Origin of the sequence: Mesorhizobium sp. L48C026A00 (assembly GCF_000502375.1) — a bacterium.
In the GTDB taxonomy this organism is placed as follows: domain Bacteria; phylum Pseudomonadota; class Alphaproteobacteria; order Rhizobiales; family Rhizobiaceae; genus Mesorhizobium; species Mesorhizobium muleiense.
Window position 1 is genome coordinate 1 of the sequence record NZ_AYWU01000051.1, and the last position, 18694, is coordinate 18694.

General features: G+C 60.9%; 14 protein-coding genes and 8 pseudogenes. 7 read left to right on the forward strand and 15 right to left on the reverse strand.

Annotation, left to right across the window (positions count from 1 at the left end):
• Both X738_RS78805 and X738_RS87985 read right to left on the reverse strand, forming a co-directional pair.
• Positions 1-623, reverse strand: a pseudogene (locus X738_RS78805) (Mu transposase C-terminal domain-containing protein); the annotation flags it as partial.
• Between the two features lie 1193 nt (positions 624-1816).
• A complete protein-coding gene (locus tag X738_RS87985) occupies positions 1817-2203 on the reverse strand; it encodes a hypothetical protein (protein WP_245277874.1) in 387 nt (128 codons plus the stop codon).
• 70 nt (positions 2204-2273) lie between these two features.
• On the opposite strand from X738_RS87985, the gene X738_RS78820 reads away from it, so the two are divergent.
• Complete coding sequence (locus X738_RS78820) at positions 2274-3116, forward strand: RHE_PE00001 family protein (RefSeq protein WP_280811929.1); 843 nt, start codon at positions 2274-2276, stop codon at positions 3114-3116.
• 22 nt (positions 3117-3138) lie between these two features.
• Here the strand turns inward: X738_RS78820 and X738_RS78825 are convergent, their stop codons facing one another.
• Both X738_RS78825 and X738_RS78830 read right to left on the reverse strand, forming a co-directional pair.
• On the reverse strand, positions 3139-3519 hold the full coding sequence (locus tag X738_RS78825; protein ID WP_023803871.1) for a DUF5615 family PIN-like protein: 381 nt from the start codon (positions 3517-3519) through the stop codon (positions 3139-3141).
• Positions 3516-4091, reverse strand: a complete 576-nt coding sequence (locus X738_RS78830; RefSeq protein WP_023803872.1) for a DUF433 domain-containing protein — start codon at positions 4089-4091, stop codon at positions 3516-3518. Before X738_RS78830 ends, X738_RS78825 begins: the two co-directional genes overlap by 4 nt.
• A 732-nt stretch (positions 4092-4823) precedes the next feature.
• Here X738_RS78830 and X738_RS78840 point away from each other — a divergent pair.
• From X738_RS78840 to X738_RS88000, 4 genes are all read left to right on the forward strand, one after another.
• On the forward strand, positions 4824-5021 hold the full coding sequence (locus X738_RS78840; RefSeq protein WP_031257050.1) for a hypothetical protein: 198 nt from the start codon (positions 4824-4826) through the stop codon (positions 5019-5021).
• A complete protein-coding gene (locus X738_RS87990) occupies positions 5011-5733 on the forward strand; it encodes a recombinase family protein (RefSeq protein ID WP_023803875.1) in 723 nt (240 codons plus the stop codon). Before X738_RS78840 ends, X738_RS87990 begins: the two co-directional genes overlap by 11 nt.
• Positions 5730-6371: a recombinase zinc beta ribbon domain-containing protein gene (locus X738_RS87995; protein WP_023803876.1), complete on the forward strand. Its 642-nt coding sequence runs from the start codon at positions 5730-5732 to the stop codon at positions 6369-6371. Before X738_RS87990 ends, X738_RS87995 begins: the two co-directional genes overlap by 4 nt.
• Positions 6372-6506: 135 nt before the next feature.
• On the forward strand, positions 6507-7073 hold the full coding sequence (locus X738_RS88000) for a recombinase (protein WP_245277873.1): 567 nt from the start codon (positions 6507-6509) through the stop codon (positions 7071-7073).
• An 11-nt stretch (positions 7074-7084) separates the two neighbouring features.
• Here the strand turns inward: X738_RS88000 and X738_RS78850 are convergent, their stop codons facing one another.
• The 3 genes and pseudogenes from X738_RS78850 to X738_RS78855 form a co-directional block, all read right to left on the reverse strand.
• On the reverse strand, positions 7085-7600 hold the full coding sequence (locus X738_RS78850) for a DDE-type integrase/transposase/recombinase (RefSeq protein ID WP_023803878.1): 516 nt from the start codon (positions 7598-7600) through the stop codon (positions 7085-7087).
• 56 nt (positions 7601-7656) lie between these two features.
• A pseudogene (locus tag X738_RS84015) lies at positions 7657-7764 on the reverse strand (IS6 family transposase); the annotation flags it as partial.
• A 48-nt stretch (positions 7765-7812) separates the two neighbouring features.
• Positions 7813-8639 (reverse strand): annotated as a pseudogene (locus X738_RS78855) (transposase); the annotation flags it as partial.
• Positions 8640-8642: 3 nt separating this feature from the next.
• On the opposite strand from X738_RS78855, the pseudogene X738_RS85625 reads away from it, so the two are divergent.
• Positions 8643-8795, forward strand: a pseudogene (locus tag X738_RS85625) (IS110 family transposase); the annotation flags it as partial.
• A 1315-nt stretch (positions 8796-10110) separates the two neighbouring features.
• Here the strand turns inward: X738_RS85625 and X738_RS78865 are convergent.
• From X738_RS78865 to X738_RS78870, 3 genes are read right to left on the reverse strand one after another with little or no spacing between them, the layout of a single operon-like run.
• Complete coding sequence (locus tag X738_RS78865; RefSeq protein WP_031257053.1) at positions 10111-12645, reverse strand: two-component system VirA-like sensor kinase; 2535 nt, start codon at positions 12643-12645, stop codon at positions 10111-10113.
• Positions 12646-12659: 14 nt separating this feature from the next.
• Entirely contained in the window at positions 12660-13400 is a 741-nt protein-coding gene (locus X738_RS81455) for a LysE family translocator (protein ID WP_023803885.1), read from the reverse strand.
• A gap of 10 nt (positions 13401-13410) precedes the next feature.
• Positions 13411-14322, reverse strand: a complete 912-nt coding sequence (locus X738_RS78870; RefSeq protein WP_023803886.1) for a dihydrodipicolinate synthase family protein — start codon at positions 14320-14322, stop codon at positions 13411-13413.
• A 150-nt stretch (positions 14323-14472) separates the two neighbouring features.
• Between X738_RS78870 and X738_RS86505 the strand changes: the two are divergent.
• Positions 14473-14610 (forward strand): annotated as a pseudogene (locus tag X738_RS86505) (IS6 family transposase); the annotation flags it as partial.
• 127 nt (positions 14611-14737) lie between these two features.
• Here X738_RS86505 and X738_RS81905 read toward each other — a convergent pair.
• The 5 genes and pseudogenes from X738_RS81905 to X738_RS88010 all read right to left on the reverse strand — a co-directional run.
• A pseudogene (locus X738_RS81905) lies at positions 14738-14975 on the reverse strand (transposase domain-containing protein); the annotation flags it as partial.
• Between the two features lie 28 nt (positions 14976-15003).
• Positions 15004-17016 carry a recombinase family protein gene (locus X738_RS78880; protein ID WP_051408007.1) on the reverse strand — a complete coding sequence of 671 codons (2013 nt, stop codon included), beginning with the start codon at positions 17014-17016 and terminating at the stop codon, positions 15004-15006.
• A gap of 42 nt (positions 17017-17058) precedes the next feature.
• Positions 17059-17247, reverse strand: coding sequence for a hypothetical protein (locus tag X738_RS0144690; RefSeq protein WP_031257056.1), 189 nt, complete (start codon positions 17245-17247; stop codon positions 17059-17061).
• Positions 17248-17555: 308 nt separating this feature from the next.
• Positions 17556-18395 (reverse strand): annotated as a pseudogene (gene tnpC / locus X738_RS88005) (IS66 family transposase); the annotation flags it as partial.
• A 90-nt stretch (positions 18396-18485) separates the two neighbouring features.
• Positions 18486-18686, reverse strand: a pseudogene (locus X738_RS88010) (DDE-type integrase/transposase/recombinase); the annotation flags it as partial.
• Positions 18687-18694: the final 8 nt, after the last annotated feature.

Sequence of the window (18694 nt, forward strand, 5' to 3'; positions counted from 1 at the left end):
AAGGCATGTCCTTTGAATTCCTTGGCGGAGTCGGTCACAAGCATCCGCGGTCGACCGAACATCGGCCACCCGTGCTCGATGTCGAGCGTGGCCAACCATGCCTCCTTTGGACACATGGCCTGCGCGAGGCAGAGCGCGACCGACAGCGCCGATGGCTTCTCAAGGGTGAGGCAGAAGCCGAGAATGCAGCGCGTCGCCACGTCGCTAACGATCGTAAGATATGCGCGGCCGATGAAGGTTCCACCACCGTCGACGACCTCAACGAAGTTGATGTCGGTGGGCGTGTGATCGATCTGGCAGACATCCAGCGGGTGCGTGGCATGGATGTAACCCGGCCGCGCCTTGAGCCGTTGAAGATGCTTCGGGTTCGCTGATCTTTTCCTCGCGATCTCCTCGGGGCTGAACAGCGAGGGTATGCGACGCGCGACGGTGAGATAGGATGGAGTGGCCAGGCCGGCCTCCTCGCAGCGAGCCCGGACCTCGGCCACGACGGGAGCGAGCGGCGGAGCCTCCAGCACGAGCCACTGCGTCTTCACGATGATCTCCTCGATACCCTGGTCAAGGCGCTTTTTCCGAGTCCCGTCCCCGTCGCGCAGCAGCGACGCCACGGTCCGGCCGATGCGGCANGGCCTCCTCGCAGCGAGCCCGGACCTCGGCCACGACGGGAGCGAGCGGCGGAGCCTCCAGCACGAGCCACTGCTCTCGCAGCGTCTTCACGATGATCTCCTCGATACCCTGGTCAAGGCGCTTTTTCCGAGTCCCGTCCCCGTCGCGCAGCAGCGACGTCACGGTCCGGTCGATGCGGTAGCGCGCCAGCAGATTGTAGATCTGGCGGGTCGACAGGCGCAGCTCCGCGGCGGCCCGCTCGATTGGCGCCTGACGGGGCCCCGCACCATCGAGGATCTTATCCAGCTCGCGGGCTACACGACGTGCCGCGGACNCCGGTCGATGCGGTAGCGCGCCAGCAGATTGTAGATCTGGCGGGTCGACAGGCGCAGCTCCGCGGCGGCCCGCCCGATTGGCGCCTGACGGGGCCCCGCACCATCGAGGATCTTATCCAGCTCGCGGGCTACACGACGTGCCGCGGACCATGCTTCATCGGAGAGAGATGGGGAAGGAGTTGCTTTTCGGTTGTGTAATCGGTTCGGCAAATGAGCGACCAATGAAATCGTTAGCGGAAAATCGGGGCTGTCGTAGCGCCAAAACCTAAACAACACCTGACTTTTCCCTGTTTGAAATCGGGAAGTAAAAGCGACACCGGTAAACCAGCGAGCCATCTCCAAATATGTGAATTGTGGATTGCTCCTCGACGGGAGCTGAGGGGCGGCTCCGCAAGCCTTACGACGCTCTTTGCGANGAAGGAGTTGCTTTTCGGTTGTGTAATCGGTTCGGCAAATGAGCGACCAATGAAATCGTTAGCGGAAAATCGCGCCGGCTATAACGCCCAAACCTAAACAGGATATGACGTTTTGGCGTTTGAAATCGGGAAGTAAAAGCGACAATGCCGCTTCAACACCCGACCGTCCCGCGCGATCGGCCCGGGCCAGGCCGGGTGGAAAGTCCGACCGTGCCCTTGGCGCCCACCCGTGAACCGATCCACCTTTTTGTCGCGGCGCCGTGAGGGTACCTGTGCCGGAGACAGCAGAGCCGATCGTCTGGTCGTGCCGAGACATTCCTGGCGCCATCGTGCGGGTCACACCCGACCTGTTTGAACCCGAGGTTCGCACGAAGATCCGCGACGAGGTTTTCGCCACCATGGCACTGTGCCGCAGCATCGATTTGAGCTGCGGACCGCGTACCCACGCGCCTATCACGACTATGTGCGCGTCATCGCCGAGGACCGTGGAGAATATGTGGCGTGGCGGGCCGCGGCCGGCATCATTCTGCGCAAGCTTGGGCGCGCGCATGAGGCAACGGGGTCAGGCCCGCAATGGCCGCTCGAAAACGTGATGCTTATCGACTGACGGAGCCAGTGCGCGATGAACATACCTGACGGTGAAATCCCACGAACGAGCCCATGGGAGAGATCGCCGGCCCGCTGGTCGCGGCGGAAGACGCTGTGACGCGTCTCGACGAGCGTCTCGCCCGCTCGCCGGTGCGCGACGGGTTTGTCGAACGCTTTCACTTCCACGATGCGGCCGCCACGCTTTGGCTCGAAGGGGAACTTGTCCATGTCGAGGACCTCGTTCTGCACGATGCGCATATGGATATCCGCGCGCCCACCCACGAACTCACCCGCGCGCACGCGGTGCTGCGCACCCGCCGACAGATTCTTGGCAACGCCCCCGACTGGGGCCCTAGCCCGCGAGGGTTTTTTAGCCCTCACCGGGCGCGGCCGCCGAGCGGCGCCCGTGAAAAACAGCCGGGAAGGGGAGGGAGCTCTGGCGCCGGAGCTAGATCCCGACGAAGCAATCGAGGCGGAGGAGCCGGATTCGCTGGCCGAGGAGTTCGCGGCCATCGACGCGGTGCTGGCGCGGTCAAGCGCGGTCCTCGAAGGCGTCGCGGTCGAACGTCCTTCCCAGCCGCAAGCGGCACCGGAGCGGGATCCGCTGGTCTATGATCTGGATTGGGACGAGCCTGCCCGCCTCGACGAGTGGCGCGCCATGCTTGGTCGCATGGCGGATCTTCCGCCGGTGCTGGCGGCCGCGATGCTCTCCGACGCCTGGGAAGACATCAGTCCGCTCCAGCATCAGCCGTGGCTCGGCACCCTTCTGGTCGCGGCCATGCTGCGGCAGCGCCGCAAGACCACGGCCCACCTGCTGGCGCTCAACAGCGGCCTGCGGGTTATCGGCCGTGAGCGCCGGCGTCACCGTGACCGGACCATACGCCTGCTGGCATTCATCGACGCCTTTACGGAAGCCGCCGCGCTCGGCCTAAAGGAACATGACCGGCTGGCGCTGGCGCGGGAACAGATGCTGCGCCGCACCAGGAACCGGCGCGGCAACTCGAAGCTGCCGCAGCTGATCGACTATGTCCTGTCGCGGCCTTTGGTGTCGAGCGCGATGATCGAGAAGGAACTGAAGGTTACGGCCAGGGGCGCGCTCAATCTGGTCGGCGAGCTCAATCTGCGGGAGGTGACGGGTAGGGGACGATATCGAGCATGGGGGATTGTGTGAATTCGCGCGCACTCTCAGGCCGTCACGGCAGCGGGTCGATCCCGATGGCACCGTCGATCGTGATGGCAAGCACCGAATTTACGAGCAGGTCCTGCGGACGCTCGCCACCCGTCTCTAGGAGGTGCGCGATGACCAGGTCCATCAGACGTTGCGCCTCTGCACGTGCGACCGAGGGCAGAATGATCAGGCCAGGGTGAAGGTCGACGGCGCTGGCGAGCTTTCGGAAGTCATCGGCGTTTTCGGTCACGATGATCCTGTCCTCCTCGATGGCGCGGGCGAAGACGACGTGATCGGGATCGCGCAGCCGGCCACGGTCCCTCGGATGGACCGCGTCGTGCAGGCCTTTCTGATTGAGATGTTGGCTCAGCGTCGGCGAAATGCACTCGTCGATGAAGAATTTCACACCGCCGATCTCCGGCGGCGCACAGGACGGCCAACCTGCGGGTGGGTCTGCGCATAGAGTGCGGCAGCCTCGAAGGCGCGCCGCGGAATGTCGGGATAGTCCTCCATCAGCGTCTCGATCGTGTCGCCGGAAATGAGCCGACCATGGATAGCGCTGACGGTCAGCCGTGTGCCCTTGATCACGGGGCGCCCACCTTGGACACCTTCGGCAATCTCGATGAACGCTTCCCGGTCGGCTGCGTAGCGCTCGGCGCGCTCGACCGCGTCCCGAGCCAAGGATCCGACATGCAGGACGACGGCGGGCGCCACTTCGATCTCCGCCGTCTTGAGCGCCGCCGGCGACAGAGCCGCCAGTTTGCGCGCGACGAGCTTCTTGTCGCTGACAGTCATGCGTCGGCCGAGCGATTTCGCGGCCGCGGCAAGAGCAACGGCATGCAGCGGCAGGAGCCGGCGATCGCCAACCGTGCCGCGAGGCGCGTTGAACACCTTCTGCTCAAGCGCCTTCTCGATGACCGTCTTCGAGGTGGCGGCCAGGGCGGCGACTTCATTGGGGCTCAAAAGGGCAGCGCTCATAATTCTCTCCTTGTCAGGAATGAATTATCGCGCTTCAAAGCGGAAAATTCAAGCAGGAAATCCGTTCCAGGCCCGAGTTAAACCAAGGGGCCGCCCACGGAACCCAGATCGCCGACGTCGTTCAGTCCAGCCGATTGCAACAGCGGCTTGGTGTATCAATCGTTCAGCCGGTGTACCGTCCCAAACTTTGGCAGACCGTTTACCTCAGGCATGATCGTCGCTCGCGGTATTGCTTTCGCCAGCGCCAAGGTCGCACGTCATATGTTCTTCCGAAAATCAAGTGTCCGCGCTCAGTACATATGAGACGGCTGGGTCATCCGGTCGGCAGATTTTGAGATACTCGCTTGGAGTGAGGCCGTCGAGTGCTCCGTGTGGCCTGTGATGGTTGTACAACACGACGACAGTACACCCACGGGACGGAGGTTCGCGAGCTTTTATATCCGTGGCATCCTTGGTGCGGTCAGCTCGTGCATGTCCATGAGGCGCTGGCCAAAGGTACGGATATTTTCCGCTGCAGCCTTTCTGGTGCTTCTTCTGATCGGCTTCTTGAAGTCCCAGCATGGATGTTCGACCGCTCCGTGAGCGGATATTGGCGCAGCCTGCCGGTTCCGCACGTCGATCTCGCGAGCCTGCATGCTTTGGCAAAGTTACTGGAAGACGCCGACGCCTCATCGCAATCTGCGGTAATGGGCGCAGCATTGGTCTCTCACGAAACGAGTCGGAGAGATGTCCATGCCTCGCCAGTCCATGACATACCAGTTCGATCTGTTTTCGGCTCCGCAGAGGGGGATGACCGCAGGCATGCCGCAATGGCCGGAGTTGCCGGAGGAAACCCGCCAGGCGCTGACGGTTCTCATCGTGCGGCTGTTCGTCGATCACGCAAACTGCGGGCGCGCCTCCCAGCAGAAGGAGGCCGGTCATGATGCATGAGAAGATCGGGCCGCACCATCTGCAGCGGAAGGCTATTCTCTATGTTCGGCAGTCCTCGGCTCACCAGGTTCTGCACAATCGCGAAAGCAGTACCCTTCAATACGCCATGCGCGATCGCCTGACAGCACTTGGTTGGTCGCGCATTGAGACGGTGGATGACGATCTTGGTCGTTCGGCCGCCGGTGGTGTAACCCGCGCTGGTTTTGACCGCATGGTCGCCGAGGTCTGCCTTGGCAAGGTGGGGGCGGTAGCGGCACGCGAGGTATCGCGTTTTGCCCGCAACAGCCGCGATTGGCAGCAGCTCATCGAGATGTGCCGCGTCGTTGATACCGTTCTGATCGACCAGGAAGCGGTCTACGCACCACGGCAGGGCAATGACCGGCTGCTCTTGGGTTTGAAGGGCAGCCTCAACGAGTATGAGCTCGATCTCTTACGTCAGCGTTCCCTTTCCGCCCGCTACGAGAAGGCACGCCGCGGAGAGCTTGTCGTCACGGTCCCGGTCGGCTTTTTGAAGGTCGGTGACAGGATCGAGAAAGATCCCGACCGGCGCATCCAGGACGCCATTGCGTTGGTCTTCAACAAAGTCGCCGAACTTGGCAGTGCACGGCAGGCGCTCCTATGGTACCTCGAACACGGGTTGGATTTGCCGGTCAGGCGCGCGGACGTGATGTCATCTGGCGCAGACCCAACTATGCAACCATACACCGGATGATTGCGAACCCGATCTACGGCGGCGCTTATGCTTATGGTAAGAGTCGCTCCGTACCGGGATACGGTGGCCGATCTGGAATTCGCCGCAAGGCGCGTGATGAATGGTTGGCGCTGATCCCGGATGCACACGAAGGTTACGTCAGTTGGGAACGGGCGGAGGAGATCCGCAAGATGGTCAGCGACAATGTACCGGCCAGTCGCCATCATGGAGCGCCGAAGCATGGCGACGCTCTGCTTGCCGGCCTTTTCCGCTGCAAAAGGTGCGGCCGGAAGCTGACGGTTCGTTACACAGGAGCCAACCATAACATCCCGCGCTATTCCTGTTGGCGAGGGTTGCTCGACAACGGCGAACCACGTTGCATCGCCTTCGGCGGTCTGCGGGTCGATGATGCGATCGAGGAGGCGCTGCTCGGGGTGGTCGAACCAGGAGCCATTGCCGCCGCCATCGAGGCGGAACGCCGTATGGCCAACCAACGCGACCAGGTTCAGGATGCCCTGCTGTGCGACCTCGAGGCAGCGCGCTATGCCGCCGACCGGGCATTCCGGCAATACGACGCGGCTGATCCGGAGAACAGGCTGGTGACGTCGCAGCTCGAAGCACGCTGGAACAAGGCGCTCGCTCGCGCCGGCGAGATCTAAGCCAAGATTGCCAAACATCGGACGGTTGCGCCGCAGCCGATCCCCATGTCCGCATCCCAGGTAGCCGCACTTGCGGGGAACCTCCGCGCCGTCTGGACGGCGCCGACAACCGATGCAAGGCTGAAGAAGCGCATCGTGCGAACGCTCATCAATGAAGTGGTTGCCGATCTCGATGATGGAACCTCCGAGATCGTCCTCGTCATCCATTGGGTTGGTGGTGTCCACACCGAGCTGCGCCTGCCGAAGCGGCGCCGCGGGCAAAGAAACGCGACGCCTGACGATATTGTCGACGCCGTACGACAGCTCGTCCTTATCGCCAATGACGATGTGATTGCCGGTGTCCTCAATCGCAACGGACTGACGACCGGCAATGGCAATCGGTGGACACGGGAGCGGGTCACCGCACTGAGGTCATATCGCAAGATTCCGGTCTTCCGTCCCCAGGTCGACGGGGTCGAGCCGTGGCTTAATCTGGGCGGTGCGGCGAAGTTGCTCGGGATAGCGCCAAAAACGCTGCGTCTGGCGGCCGAGGCCGGCCAGATCGAGGGGGCTCATCCGCTACCCGACGGCCCATGGATCTTCAGCCGTTCAAAACTCGCCACCCCACAAGCACATCAGATCCTCGATCGCGCCCGGCAGAACCCTCGACACCTCACAGGATCGCATCGAGATCAGGAAAACTTATTCCATTCAACAACATAGAAAGATGGGCGTTATGAAACAGGATTGTAGAGATGCTGGAAAGCATCGACATGCTGGGCGATCTTGTCGATCTGGGTTGGCAGATCGACGGTAGCGTAGAATTCGTAGCGCCAGGCGCCGTTGCACCGTTCGACGGCTCCGTTGAGTTTTGGCCACCGTGGCGGCAGGACATGGAGGGGGATTTCGTTGTCCTGGCACGCGGTCTCGAATTCGGCCATGAACTCGGAGCCACCGTCGATCTGGATGGCCTTGATCGGCCACGGCATTTCGGCGGTGACCTTGGCGAGGAAGTCGGCGGCGTTTGCGGCGGCGGCTTGCGAATAGGGCTTTGCCACGGTCCACTTGGCGAAGACGTCATAGGCATCGAAGTGCTTGACGGTTCGACCCGGCGCGATGGTCAAGGTCAGCGTGTCGATCTGGATGACATCGCCGGGCTTTTCGAAGCAAACGTCCTTCGGCTTGCGGATGGCGTGTGGCCTGGTCTTTGGGGGCGATTTGCGGCCGGCCTTGCGGATGAGTTCGGGCACCGGCTCTGTCGCAAACCTGGAAATGGGGTTGTGAACGGCCCATTTCGGCCTGTCCGTCAGGCAGCGAGGATATCGAATTGCTCAGCGATCGACAGACTGGGATTGTAGGCATACCTCGCCTGTCGCTTGCGCATCATGTGGATCATCTCGATGCCGGAGAGGATAACCNGACTGGGATTGTAGGCATACCTCGCCTGTCGCTTGCGCATCATGTGGATCATCTCGATGCCGGAGAGGATAACCTCCGGCGTGCGTGCATCCTCAAGCAGCCGCTGATAGGGCGTGGCGGGACGATGATACCGCTTGACCAATTGGCTACGTGACGATGCTTTTCTTTCAACTTAAATGATGGCTGAAAGAAATTGATGAACAACCGCATCGAGGAATAAAGCTTGGCTAGCTCCCGTGTGGCTTGCAGTCCCTCGAAGCGTCGATATCCAACGATCTTACGCACGACCGCGCCATTCTTCTGCTCGACAAATGCCTGGTCATTCTTCCGGTAGGGGCGGCAACGGGTGAGTTCGATATTATCACCCAAGCAATACCCCTGAACGCTCTCGTTCATGAAGACGCTGTCCTTGTCGGTGTCGAAGCCCAGCAGCGGGAACGGCAGCAACTTGCGCAGTTCGGCCAACGCAGTGATCAGGACCGTTTGCTCGCGAACCAGCAGCGGCGCGCATTCCGTCCAGCCCGTGGCGATATCGGTCAACACCAGGGTTTGCGAGAAGGCGCCCTTCGCGTATGGGCCGGAATGAGAAACAAGACTCGCCTCGACAGTGCGGGGTCATCCCAATCCGAGAAAGTCCGAACTGGAACACTACGCCGGATCGTCGTTGATCCTTTCCGCCGCCGCGGCCCGCTGGCACTCGCCTTTAATGTCCTTGAGAACGCGATCAATCGTCGCTGGGCTCATCGTCAACAATTGCCGGCGGGTCTCGCTATCCATAGCGCCGTGTCCGTGGCGTTCCATCGCTTCGATCAGGCTTGGCAAGAGCGGGTGTAGTCGCTTCCCGCAGATTCGATCCGATGCCTCCCAAACGAATCGGCGCTTGCTCTCTGGTTCCGTGGACGCGTTCAGCAAAACGGCGGGCGGATGCGTAAGACAATGATTGTGGCGCTCGCCCGCAAGCTGCTAGTCGCTCTCTGGAAGTATGTAACCGCCGGCATCGTGATCGAAGGCGCCCTAATCCCGTAATCCGCCAGGACCCGATCGGTCCTGGCCGATCCAGGTGGATGAACCGATACCTGGCATGGCCTGAATGCCCGTTTTGTAGAATGGTTTCATCCTCCTGAGCCCTTGCCCGCCGCAAGCGGGATATTGGTGCAGCCGTACTGAACGGCGACCGCATGTGAGGTTGATCGTGCTCGGAGACCGGCCGGTCATGCAAATCGGGCTCAGACCTTGGATGCCGAAACAGTCCTGGAGTTCTGCTCATGCGTTGCTGAATTTAATCCTTGACCCCAAGAAGCCCATGTGAGGCCAGGTACCAGCGCACGCACAGCAGGATCACCGACTGGTCGAAATGGCGGCCCTTGAACATCACGTGCTCCTCCACAGCTGAGGCGTGTTTCTTGCCATGCTCCGCTTACCGANAGCAGGATCACCGACTGGTCGAAATGGCGGCCCTTGAACATCACGTGCTCCTCCACAGCTGAGGCGTGTTTCTTGCCATGCTCCGCTTACCAAAAGGTTTGCGACAGAGCCCCCTCGGCCCAGGTGATGGCAACACGTGACTAGTTTGCGCGGCAATCGAGGTGAGCTTTGCCGGGCCAAAACTGGCGCGTTCCAGCTGGTGCGAGTCCGGCCCGGGTAAGGGATAGCGCTCGCTCGGTAGCGACTGTTGCGGCGTGGGAGGTGACGACCACGGCAAAGCGTACATAGCAATCGTGTGGGTGGGGAAATGAGCCAGGATTGTGGTAAGATTGCAGGGGCCGAGATGTTCTCATCCGTCGAAGGCGACATGTGCGGAGCCGATAAGCGAGGAGCCGTCGCCCTGCCGGGGTCTAGGGCCATCAAGCATGAAAGGAACACGTCGGAACCTGGGATATCGCTTGCCCGGCCGGGCGGCGATAGCCTTGTGGGGGCAGGCGAGGAGCCGTAGCCGATGATGAACGCACAGGAGAAGTCTGGCGTGAATGGGGCCATGATTGTCAAGCTTTGCTCCCGAGTCATTTCGTCAACCATCTTGCCTGACCGATTGGCGACCATCTCCTCATCCCGACCTTATATTACCGTCGCCTGTCGCCGCCAGCGCGCAGTGACTTGTCAAGGATGGAGGCCCGCAGACCCCATCGCGCGGCGACTTGTCCTTGACGGTCACGAGCACGGCGGCAGGTTTGCCGTGGTCGGGGAGCCCTTTCCTTGGGCGGAAGCCGACGACAGTGTTCGAGGGGAACTCGCCATGAGCCGGGTGCGCAGAGATCGTCCGACGCTCTTGTATTTGCTGGATCCCAGCCGGCTCCGCCTCCGATTGCCTCGATAGCTCGGTAGCCTGAGCGCGTCGGCGGCATCATGCCATTATCATCGTACGAATTGCATGCTCCATCGTCCTGGACGAGACCGGTTTGGCTAGCCAAAGGACGAAGGTCTGATTACCAGATGTGATCGGCATGGGGTCGCTTCCACCAACGACGATGATGGGCACCGTCATCAGGGTGGGACATACGGCTTCGGCCTGTCCTCGCCCTAGGAAAGTCGCTTTATCGAAAATTAGGAGGTCGGCTGCCTTCCCGCTCTCGATCCAGTCGCAAAGACTCTCGAAGGTCGCGAAGCCGACCGGCTTATAACCCAGCGCGGCGATCTTATCCTTGTAGATCTCCAACGCTGCTGGATCGGGCTCCACGACTGCAATGATTTCTCCGTTTCCAAGTGATCCATCGTATGGGCCGAAAGCGCTATCAGCTCTGACCTGCTCCTCAGCGCAGGCCGGTAAGTAGAGATCGAAGCGTGTACCTCGGCCAACAGCCGAGGTGACGTCAAGGCATCCTGCGAGCGCGCTCACATGGCGGTCCACTGCAGCAAGACCCAGTCCGGTCCCGCCGACGCGAGAGCGCGTGGTAAAAAAGGGCTCAAAGATATGCGGAAGCACCGAACTTGCGATTCCTTGGCCATCGTCGCTGATGGAGAGGAGAACGTAATCTCCCGGTTTCAAGGTGCCCTTAGCCACGGACTTCGTTTGACAGACGTGAGCGCGAGAAACGCTAACCTCGACACGGCCCTCATTCAAGAGAGCCTCCGACGCGTTCTTGCATAGATTCATAAGGATCTGCTGTATCTCGGTTGGGCTGCCCTCGATCACCGTTTGCCACTCGTTGATCTTGAGGTTCAACTGAACATCCGCACGAAGTGTAACCCGCAGCAATGGCGCGAGATCCATTACTATCTCCGAGACGTCGAAAGGCATCGTCACGCGCTTCCGATTTCGGCTTAGTGACAAAATTTGATCAATAATCAGCTTGGCTCGGTTGCTGGCCAAGATAATTTGGCCGATGTGGCCCCGAATTCTCGAGGGGCGGCGCACAAGATCTTTAGCCATCTCTGCGTAGCCGATTATTGCTCCTAGAATATTATTGAATTCATGTGTAACGCCGCTTGCGATTGTGCCGACAGCACTCAGCCTTTCCGCATGCTCCCATCGACTCTCCAAAAGGTTGCATTCCGTGTGTACACGTTGCATTTCAAGATGGTTGCTTAAACGCACAGTAGCGCTTGCCAGAACCGGGAGGTCGTCTGTGGAGGGTGGTGAGCGATCTCCTTCAAAAACAAGGATACAAACCGCAGCCTGCTGATCGGAGGCCCTGCAACCAACAATTTGACAAACACCGGAAGTGCCTACGGCAGTCCGAACCACTTCCGACGCCGGAACGACGCGAAACACCGGCTGTTCCGCGTGTACAAGTGAGACGACTTCATGGATTAGCGTGGCGTTCCAGACGCGCATGCGCTTGTTCGCGACAAAGTACTCGGTATTCCTGCTGATACTCGGATCCACCAGAGCAAGCGCGCATTGATCCGCATCGAAAACGCATTGAATGAGTCTAAGCGCTGCTTCGGTGGAGAAGCGCCGCGAAGCCTTCGTTGCTTGACTGTCGATGAAGCAAGCTTCGATCTCACTCATTGCCGCTTCAAGCTCCAACCGCCTTTCCAACCGGTTCGTCCGCACATGCAGCGTGGAGGCTCGAATGGTCGCAAACAAGCAGAGGCATATGGACACCAAGCCAAAGAAAAGTCGTGTACGCTGCGCTTGCGCGCTGGCGAAGCTGTAGGCTTTCAGATGTTCTCGCTCCAATTCGGCGGCCTTGGCGAACGTGTCGAAGGATGGGATCCGATTGACAGCGCGGTCCAACCTCAACATTGAGGACAGGATAGCGCGGCCCTCGCGGGCAACATCCTCCGTGACTTGGTCCTGGCTAGGAGGAAGTCGGCCGAGAGACTGATCGATTTGTAATGCGAGGCTGAATCCCGGTCTGGCCGAAAACTGAAGGATCAGATTGGAAAATTCAGGCCTGTTCGACACTCCCCCCCGAAGGCGATTAGCCGAGCGAGCAAAGCGTACGAGAGAGCTTTGCAGAAGCTCATTTTGCGCGGCCGAGGCCGAGATGGCAGCCTCTGTGTTTTCGAGGGACTTTTTGAGCTGTGCAAGCAACCTGGAGTGCACTCCGGAGCTCTCATTGGGCGAAATCTCAACAAGGCGTTGGTAGTTTTGAAGGTTCCTTTGCAATGCTTGTCCGGTAGAAGCAACGGAACGGAAGTCCAATACCATGTCGGCGCGGGCGACGTCGCGCTGGAGCAATGCGTAGTTGATCTGAATCGTTCGCAGTTCGCTTAGGACCGCCTCGTTGATCTGGGGGTCTTGCCACTGTATCGCGACCAAGAGCGCAACCGAGGCCGCTAGGGCCATTACAGAAGCTTTGTCGGTACTGAGCCATTTTTCCCAAAGAAACGGCGTTTGAGCCGCGGTGCGCGCCTTGCGAAGGTCCGATCTGAATTCTAGCTCCCCATCGCGTCGGTGTGCGGCCGGATGCTGCTGGAACAGGAAAGCCAAGTGTACCTCTCCCCTCATAAAGACGGTTTAGACACCGTTGCACTCTGCCCCCATGGCCCGCTGACCTTCCATTGATTCGCGGGCGTTTCGACCTCGACGGCGAGGCGGCAGCACAAGGCGGGCAACTGATCGCAGTTTTCGGAACTGGTCTTCCGAGAGATCATCGAAGGGGCATACAAGCGCACGCCTGCAGCAGCCGAGGATGATACCGGTCGGTCAAGCGCATCCGGCGAGGGCCGGATCTGCTGTTGGCTGGCAGCTAACACTGGCGGGGCGGCGGCCTCAACTCCGGCGTGCCTAGAGCCGGCTGCTGCGAAAGCGTCCGACACGCTTCTGTTGGGGTCATCCCGTCCAGCGGGCATCCCTGGATCGCTGAAAAAAGACGAGGCGGCTTGATCATTCTGCCCTCGCTGAAGCACTTCGCGGAATCCCTGTTCCATTCGCAGAAGCGCCTCTGCATTGGTTGGCGGCTCGTCAGCTCGATCATCGAACAGATAGCAGCCTCCGATGAACTGCATGACATTGAGAGCACTCGGCCAGGCTTTCAATACCGTTGCAACGCCGGTCGAGGCGAGCACTGCCCACATCCAGGAGACAGAGACGACGCCGGCAGCCAGTGCAAGCGCTGCGACACGGCCCCGGCTCATGGCAGTATTCATGATGGCAAGATTGCTCGGCCCTGGACTGGATGCGGCCAGAATGTAGGCCGAGAACGCCATTATCAGGGGAGTGCCCACCGAGGGATCGATGATCATGGCTATCTGCTCATCTGGATAGGCTGATCACATCGGCTGGAAGCTGCTTTAGCACTGCCAAAACCTCTGACCGCGCGTCCTCGGAAAGTGACCTGGTGGGCAGGGGAGGTGAAGCATGGCAGATCTCCAATGCCTCCGCCAAAGCATAGACAACCCGCAGGCTGGAATACCGTTTAAACAGAGCCCAGAGCGGCTCGAGGCTGGCATTGATCCTACGTGCCTCGGCCGCGTCGCCCCTTTGTGCAGCCCTGACGATCTTCAAACAGGCATCGGGAAGAAGTCCGCCAATGACACTGTACCAGGTATCGGCACCTGCAATCATCGCCTCGGTGCACTGCGCGTCTCCACTGTAGCCGATCGAAAAGCCGTCTGGCACCTGTGAGCGCTGGTCCTCCAGATGGCGCTGGGTTTCAGCCGGGCCAAAACCGGGGTTTTTGATGGCGACGATCCCGGGCACCCGAGACAGCCTTTCGACCAAGGCGGATGAGAACCGGAAATGCGTTGTTCCGGGATTGTCATAGATGCAAATCGGCAAACCGGATTCCAATGCGACTGTTTGGAAATGCTCGAACACTTCATCCTCGGTCAGAGGTGCGTACGACACTGCAGACAGCAAGCCGGCTGTCGCACCGATCGCTCTGGCATCCTTGGCATGTTGCACGGCTTCGTCCGTCCTCAGCGCTCCAATCCCGACCAACAAGGGAATATCAGCACCGACTTTATCGACGGCCACCTCAATTGCGTATTGGCGCTGTTGGCGCGACAGGAACATGTAACTGCCCGTGCTTCCCAACAGGCCGATAGAATCGACCTTTGCCTCCATCAAGCGCGCAAGAAGTTTTTCCAATGCGGGCTCATCGACATTACCGCCGCGATCAGCGGGGGTGATGGGAAAAGCGGACAAACCGCGCAGGAAAGTCATTGTGTCTCCAACTCTTTTGGCCGATGAACTGTAAGCCGACGGTCCGGCGTTGATGTCATTTACATTGCCAACTGGCCTTGGATATAGCGCCAGTTCTCGTCAATGTTGCCAGTCCAGTTAGCTTTTGGCGATGCGAGGTCCGGCCTCGCACAGCGCCATGGCAGGCCGGGACGTATCGCCATCGACGGCAGCCAGACCAATCACGAGGCCATCCGATCTTGCGATCTTGAAAATCGCCTGCGGCATCGATCGCGACGAGCACTGAAGCCGATCAGAATCCGCAAGAGCTAGTATTTCAACAACCGCATCGAACAGGAGGTTCTGTCGCAAACCTGGAAAGTAAGCATCCGAGCAGTCACGCGGGCGAGAGACGCGCGCACGATGGCAAGCTGAACTATGATGCAGGGGTGCGGGTTCAGGCGGCCTGCTGACGAGGCGAACTCTCGGCCTGTAGACGGCGCTTCCATTCCCATGGGAGCAGTTCCGGGAGGCGAGACGTAGGCAGGTCCGCGATGCGGGCAAGGACATCGGCGAGCCAGGCCTTGGGATCTACGTCATTCAGCCGTGCGGTCATGATGAGGGGTGAGCATAGCGGCGGCGCGGTCCGCGCCGCGGTCGGAACCGGCGAAGAGCCAAGCTTTTCTTCCGCAAGCGAAGACTGATTCATTATGCACCTCATTTTCAAATGGCGGAAAACAGCGATTCCTGGTTGTCGTCGTGGATGCGACGCGGAGTATTGCGCGCCAAATCGGCCTTGATCCGTTCGTCTTCGAGGTCGCTGGCGCGGATCTGGTAGGGCGCGCCGCGCATGACCTGCTCGGCGGGCAAGAGGCCATCCCTGATGAAGCGGCGGATCTTGACGTGCGACACACGGAGCCTAGCGGCCGCGTCCGACATGGTGAGCCATTCGCCATTTTTGTCGGAAGATCGATAGCCGCTGATCTTGTGCACCGTGCGCAGCGATTGGACGCGCCGAGCAGTCCAGGTCTTTCCCTGACCGGTCTGCATGCCCATGCGGTTGAGTGTGGCAGCGATTTCGGCATCCGACCACCGGGTTGCCATGGATCGCATGATCGCCAGAGCCTCCTCAGGCGTACGCTGGCCATGCTCTCCGGATTTGGGCTTGCGAACCCGTACCTGCGAGTGCTGGCCTCCATGCCAGTGGATGGTCAAGATCACGTCGCGTGCATCGTCATCGACGTCCGCCACGATGTCCTTGATGAGTGCGCGCAGCAGTTGCTGACGACAGCGCATGTCGACACCCGGCGCATTCCAGGTGGCCTCGAGATCCTGGGCGAGGCCCGTGAAGTCCGGAACCGCGTCGACAGGCTCCACACGCTGGACTTCGCTCAGCCGGGCCTCGCAGGTCTCCACGCGCCTGAGCGTGGCTTCCCAACTCCTCTCGAGCTGGGCCGCAATAAGCCGGTTCTCCGGGTCGCAGGCCGCATAGCGGCGCTCGGCGAGCGATGCCTCGTAGCGCGCCTGCTGCAGGTCCAGCTCGATCATCTGCCGCCGCTTGGCTTCGCTCTCCAGCTGCATGCGTTCAGCCTCCAACGCCGCTTCGATCGCCATCGGCGCAACCGCCTCCAGCGCTTCGCGTGTCACCGCCGCGTCGGTGCGAAAGCCGTTGAACGACATGCATCGCGCCTGCGCCATCATGAGGTTGCCACGCTCGCAGCGATATACCGGATAACCTTGGCCACGTCCGGCATACATGACAACCAGCCTTCGCCCGCATCGACCACAGGAGATGAGACCCGGGAGCAGCGCGCGACCGCCGCGGCCCGACTTGACGCCGCCGGCTTTGCCATAGGCGTTGGCGGCGAGCAGTTCCTGGTTCCGTTCGTATTCGCTCCATCCGATATAGCCTTCGTGATGGTCCTTGAGCACCACCGCCCACTCGCTGGCCGGCTTGTAATGGCCATAGCTCTTGCGAACGCGGCCATCGACGATCTCAGTGCGCTTCTCGCTCTTACCATAGACATAGGCGCCGGCGTAGAACGGGTTCTTCAGGATCGAGATCACGTTGCGATAGCGGATAGGCACCCAGTCGAAGGACACCATCTTCTTGCCGTCCGAGGGTCTGGGAAAATGCACGCCATCGTCGATCATCGAGATCAGGACCTGGCGCGCGCTGCCGAGTTCGCGGAAGCGCGCGAATATCAGGTGAATGGTCTCCTGCAGGCGCATGTCGGGATCGAACCCGAGACCGTAATCGCGGTGCCAGACATAGCCGAAGGGCACGGAGATGCGCAGTTCTCCGCGCTGTGCCTTGGCGCGGGCGGCCTCGTACATGCGGGCACGCAGCACGCCGAGCTCGAATTCGCTGATGCTGCCTTTCATACCCAGCAGCAGGCGGTCGTTCGGCAATCCCGGATCGTAGACTCCGTCCAGATCGATCACGCGTGCATCGACTTCGCCGCACAACTCGAGCAGCCGATGCCAGTCCGGCCCGTTGCGCGACAGGCGGGACGCCTCCAGGCAAAGCACGGCGCCCACATGGCCGGTGCACAGATCGTCGACCAGGCGCTCGAAACCGGGACGCTCCACGGCCCCGCTTGCGGTTCGTCCCAGATCCTCGTCGATCACCTCTACTTTGCGGAATCCCCAGCGCCGCGCGACGTCGACAAGCTCATATTGCCGACGCTGGCTCTCAAGGTTGAGCTGGACCTGCGCCTGAGTGGATTGACGCACATAGACGACGGCCTTGCGCTTGAGGACGGCAGTCGGATCAGATTACCGCTCGTCATCGCAGCTCTCCTCCTCCGTTGCCACGCCGGCGGCGGCCCTCAGTACGTTGGCGAGCCGGGCGATCACTATGGTCCGTTGCGTTGAACTCAGCCCGTTCAGCTTCTGCGAGTCGAGCGGCAAGCTGAGTTGGCGAACGACCACGAGAGATCGTGTCGGGGGTGGCAGGGTTCTCATGTTGCGACTCCGCGATGGTGAAACCATCCGGAGAGCCTCGCCGGAAACGGCGTTCGATCAAGAGCTTGTTAAGCTCAAGCAGCGCGGCAAGCGATACGCGCGGGGGGCCCAGGTCCATCGCCGCGCAAGCCACGGGATCGATCATCCAGGCCGGAGCGGTAATGACATGACCGGGCGCGACGACGAGGTGAATGATCCGGCCGTCGGCGCGCTCTTCGCTGTTCTCGCAGCGAAGCCGACGTCCGAAATACGGGTGCCAACGGTAATGGACCTCGACCTCCTGCCCAACATGGGCAGAATGACCCCGAGATGGCTACACCGCGCAGCGCTCTTTCCGCGGCATTGTTCGACATGCAGGTCCTGCCGTCGTCGGCATAACGGGCGAAGTCGGCCCAGCGCGACAGCATATAGTCGATCGGCCCGGCCACCGGGGATGAGCGAGAGAGCCCGGCCCGCTCGGCGCGCAGCCATTCCTCCATCTCGCCCAGCAACGGCTTGCTCTTCTCCTGCCGGACGGCAAGCCGCTCGGCCGCGCCCAGGCCGTTGATCTGGCGCTCGATGGCGAACAGGGCATCGATGCGCTTCACGGCTTCAAGGGCAATCGGCGAGATCGGTTTGGTGCCTTTACCGCGTCGGGCATTGCGAGCGATATCGGCCAGCTCGAAGAACTTCCGGCGCGCATGGGCGAAGCAGAACGCGGGCGTCGCCGGCATCTGCTTCCTCGTCCGGTCGAACAGCGGATTGAAGCCGTTGTAGCAATCAGCCTGAAGGATGCCGCTGAACTCGGCCAGATGCCTTTGCGGGTGCTCGCCGCGCCGGTTGCTGGAGGCGTAGAAGACCGCCGCCGGCGGCGCAGGGCCGGCGAACGGCTGATCGTCACGCACGTAAACCCATATTCGCCCGGCCGTGCATTTGCCCTTGGCCAGGATCGGGATCGTCGTATCGTCGCCATGAAGCCGGTCAGCCTGGAACACATGCGCCTCGATCAGGTCGAAGAGCGGCTTGACGGCGAAGGTGACGTGGCCGACCTGATCGGCCAGCGTCTGGGTCGACAGGTCGATGCCCTCGCATTTGAAGCGCGTGCTCTGACGGTTCAGCGGGATGTGCTGCCCAAACTTGTCGAACACGATCGTCTGCGCATCATGTGGATCATCTCGATGCCGGAGAGGATATCCTCCGGCGCTCGCCTGCGACTTGAAGCCGAGCATGGATCGAATGCGGCGCTTGATACGCCGGTGATCCTGTTCGATCCGATTGTTGAGATACCGGCTATTGCGGATGCGGTTTGGCTTCAGCGGTCGCCGCGATCGCTGCCGCAGCCGGCTTTTAGCGTCGCAGGAAAGGATCGCCTCGTAATTGGTCTGGCTGCCATCGATGACGATGCGCTCCGGCCGGCCATGGCGCGTCAGCGCCTTGCGGAGGAAGCGTTTGGCCGCCACCAGGTCAC

What these genes read in the sequence shown, in the direction of transcription:
- X738_RS87985 (WP_245277874.1), bottom strand. Translation starts at nt 2,203, where the DNA reads ATGCGCATCGTGCAGAACGAGGTCCTCGACATGGACAAGTTCCCCTTC.
- X738_RS78830 (WP_023803872.1), bottom strand. Translation starts at nt 4,091, where the DNA reads ATGAGCGCTGCCCTTTTGAGCCCCAATGAAGTCGCCGCCCTGGCCGCC.
- X738_RS78840 (WP_031257050.1), top strand. Translation starts at nt 4,824, where the DNA reads ATGCCTCGCCAGTCCATGACATACCAGTTCGATCTGTTTTCGGCTCCG.
- X738_RS87990 (WP_023803875.1), top strand. Translation starts at nt 5,011, where the DNA reads ATGATGCATGAGAAGATCGGGCCGCACCATCTGCAGCGGAAGGCTATT.
- X738_RS87995 (WP_023803876.1), top strand. Translation starts at nt 5,730, where the DNA reads ATGATTGCGAACCCGATCTACGGCGGCGCTTATGCTTATGGTAAGAGT.
- X738_RS81455 (WP_023803885.1), bottom strand. Translation starts at nt 13,400, where the DNA reads ATGATCATCGATCCCTCGGTGGGCACTCCCCTGATAATGGCGTTCTCG.
- X738_RS78870 (WP_023803886.1), bottom strand. Translation starts at nt 14,322, where the DNA reads ATGACTTTCCTGCGCGGTTTGTCCGCTTTTCCCATCACCCCCGCTGAT.
- X738_RS0144690 (WP_031257056.1), bottom strand. Translation starts at nt 17,247, where the DNA reads ATGAGAACCCTGCCACCCCCGACACGATCTCTCGTGGTCGTTCGCCAA.